Here is a 3044-nt window from a genome sequence, read left to right as displayed (position 1 = left end):
CGTTGAGGCGGTGTGCGCGGTGGCCCGCGTCGAGACGCTCGGCGCGGGCCACCGCGCACACCGCCTCAACGTCCGCACACGTTTCGAGTCTTCACGTATTTATGAAATAACCGTAGACTCGAAACCATGACAGAGGCAACCGATGCCATCGCCATCTCGGGTCTGGTCAAGACCTTCGGCCACACCCGCGCCCTGGACGGGCTCGATCTGACCGTCCGTACCGGGGAGGTGCACGGCTTCCTCGGGCCCAACGGCGCCGGGAAGTCCACCGCCATCCGGGTCCTGCTGGGCCTGCTGCGCGCCGACTCCGGCAGTACGCGGGTCCTGGGCGGTGATCCCTGGCGGGACGCCGTCGCCCTCCATCGCCGTATCGCCTACGTGCCCGGCGACGTGGAGTTGTGGCCCAACCTGACCGGCGGCGAGGCCATCGACCTCCTCGCCCGACTGCGCGGTGGTATCGACGAGAAGCGTCGGACCGAACTCACCGAACGCTTCGACCTCGACCCCACCAAGAAGGGTCGCTCCTACTCCAAGGGCAACCGTCAGAAGGTCGCCCTGATCGCCGCCCTGTCCTCCCGGGTGGACCTGCTCCTGCTGGACGAGCCGACCGCCGGCCTCGACCCGCTGATGGAGGTCGTCTTCCAGGAGGAGATCGCCCGGGCCCGCGCCGACGGCGTCACCGTCCTGCTCTCCAGCCACATCCTCGCCCAGGTGGAGAAGCTCTGCGACCGGGTGAGCATCATCCGGCTGGGGAAGATCGTGCAGTCCGGGACCCTCGGTGAACTGCGCCACCTCACCCGCACCACCATCGAGGCCGACACCGCGGCCCCGACGGAGTCCGTCGAGGGGCTCGGCCGCCTGCCCGGCGTGCACGACCTGCGTTTCGAGAACGGCCGGGTGCGCTTCGCCGTGGACGGCGAACACCTGGAGGAGACCGTGCGCAGGCTCGCCGACCTCGGCGTGCGGTCCCTGGTCAGCCACCCGCCGACGCTGGAGGAGCTGATGCTCCGGCACTACGGCACCCACTCGCCGGCCGAGCCGGACACGGCCTCCGTCGAGGCCGCCGGCACGGGCGGGAACGAGGCGGGGCGATGACCGCCACCCGCCCCGCGCCGGCCACGGAACCCGCTCCGACGCGCGGCGACTCCCTGGCCGCGACCCTCGCCGGCACCGGCATCCTGCTCCGCTTCGCCCTGCGCCGCGACCGCGTCCGGATGGCGGTGTGGGCGATCGGCCTGGTGCTCGGCACGGCGATGAGCGCCGCCTCCTTCGAGGGCGCCTACACCGACGAGGCGGCCCGGCAGTCGCTGATCGAGTCGACCGCCGTGCCGGCCGGACTGGCCCTCACGGGCCCCGCCGAGTACCTCACCGACTACACCTACGCCTCGATGCTCGCCCACCAGATGATCGGCTTCACCGGCGTGCTCATCGCGCTGATGGCCGTTCTGACGGTGACCCGGCACTCGCGCGACGAGGAGGAGACCGGACGCTCGGAGCTGCTGCGCGCCGGTGTGCTGGGCCGGCACGCCCAGCTCACCGCCGCGCTCGCCGCGGCCGCCGTCTCCTCCCTCATCGTCGGGCTGCTGATGGCGCTCTCCCTCATCGGCCTGGACATGGAGGGCACCACCGCTTCCGGCGCCCTGCTGTACGGACTGGCGCACACCGCCGTCGCCCTGGTCTTCGCCGGCGCGGCGGCCGTCACCGTGCAGCTGACCGCGCACACCCGCGCCGCGTCCGGGATGGCGCTGGCCGCCGTGGGTGCCGCCTACGCGCTGCGGGCCGCCGGTGACGCCACCGGCGACCTCGCCGAGGGCGGCGCGGGCGGCGGCGTGTGGCTGTCCTGGCTCTCCCCCATCGGCTGGGCGCAGCGCACCTTCGTCTTCGTGGAGGACCGGTGGTGGCCGCTGCTGCTGTGCCTCGCGCCGGCCGCCGCCCTGGCCGCCCTCGGCTACGTGCTGAGCACCCACCGGGACGTCGGCGCCGGCCTGTGGGCCGCCCGGGGCGGCCGGCCCCGGGCGTCGGGGGCCCTCGCCCACCCCTTCGGGCTGGCGCTGCGCCTCCAGCGCGGCCTGCTGATCGGCTTCACCATCGGCGTCGCCCTGCTCGGCGCGATGTACGGGTCGGTGATCGGCGAGGTGGAGGGGATGCTCGGGGACGTCGACGTCATCCAGGACTCCCTGGCCCAGCTCGGCGGAGCGACGCTCGCCGAGAGCTTCGTGTCCATGGTGCTGATCCCGCTCTCCACCGTGGCGGCGGTGTACGCGGTGCTCGCCTCGCTGCGCATCCGCGCCGAGGAGACCGGGGGGCGGGCCGAGTCGCTGTTGGCCACCGGTCTCTCCCGGGCCCGCTGGGTCGGCGGGCACCTGGCCGTCGCGCTGCTGGGCAGCACGGCGGCACTGGTCGCCGGTGGCCTGGTGCTGGGCGTCACCGGCGCGCTCGCCCTCGGTGACGGGGGTCTGGTGGGTTCGGTGCTCGGCGCCTCGCTGGCGTACGGGCCGGCGCTGTGGATGACGGTCGGCGTGACGGCCGTCCTGATCGGCTGGGCGCCGAGGGCCTCCGTCGTCGCCTGGGTGGTGCCCGTCGGCGCCTTCGTGCTGGGGTACCTCGGCACCCTGCTGGACTTCCCGCAGTGGCTGATCAACCTCAGTCCCTTCACCCACGTGCCGCGCCTGCCCGCCCGGGAGATGGCGTGGACGCCGCTGCTGGTGCTCACCGCCCTGGCGGCCGGCCTGCTGTGGCTGGGGCTGGTCGGCCTCCGACGTCGGGACCTCGAGTTGAAGTGATCCGACCGCTCGGCCGGTCCGCGACACCGGTGCCCCGGAACCCGTCGGGTTCCGGGGCATCGGTGTCCCCGGGCGGGATGTCGTTGGGCGCCCGGGGCCCGCGCGGGGCGGGGGCGTCGGGCGCCCCGCCCCGCGCCGCATCTCCTCCGGGGCACCGCCGGCCGACCCCGTGGCCCCTTTCGAGGCGCGCCGGCTCCGGACGGTGGAGGCGAACGGGTGGGCCGGGGACCGGATGAGGAACTCCACGGCCCCGGGTCCGCC

Annotated in this window: 2 protein-coding genes; both read left to right on the top strand. The window is 74.1% G+C overall.

Annotated elements, in window-relative coordinates; genetic code table 11:
• Positions 1–126: 126 nt before the first annotated feature.
• On the top strand, positions 127–1095 hold the full coding sequence (locus FNQ90_RS17865) for an ABC transporter ATP-binding protein (protein ID WP_182607302.1): 969 nt from the start codon (positions 127–129) through the stop codon (positions 1093–1095).
• Positions 1092–2783, top strand: a complete 1692-nt coding sequence (locus FNQ90_RS17860; RefSeq protein WP_182607301.1) for an ABC transporter permease — start codon at positions 1092–1094, stop codon at positions 2781–2783. Before FNQ90_RS17865 ends, FNQ90_RS17860 begins: the two co-directional genes overlap by 4 nt.
• The last annotated feature ends 261 nt before the right edge of the window (positions 2784–3044 follow it).

Origin of the sequence: Streptomyces alkaliphilus (genome assembly GCF_014141535.1) — a bacterium.
In the GTDB taxonomy this organism is placed as follows: Bacteria; Actinomycetota; Actinomycetes; order Streptomycetales; family Streptomycetaceae; genus Streptomyces; species Streptomyces alkaliphilus.
This window is presented reverse-complemented; position numbering and strand designations above follow the sequence as displayed.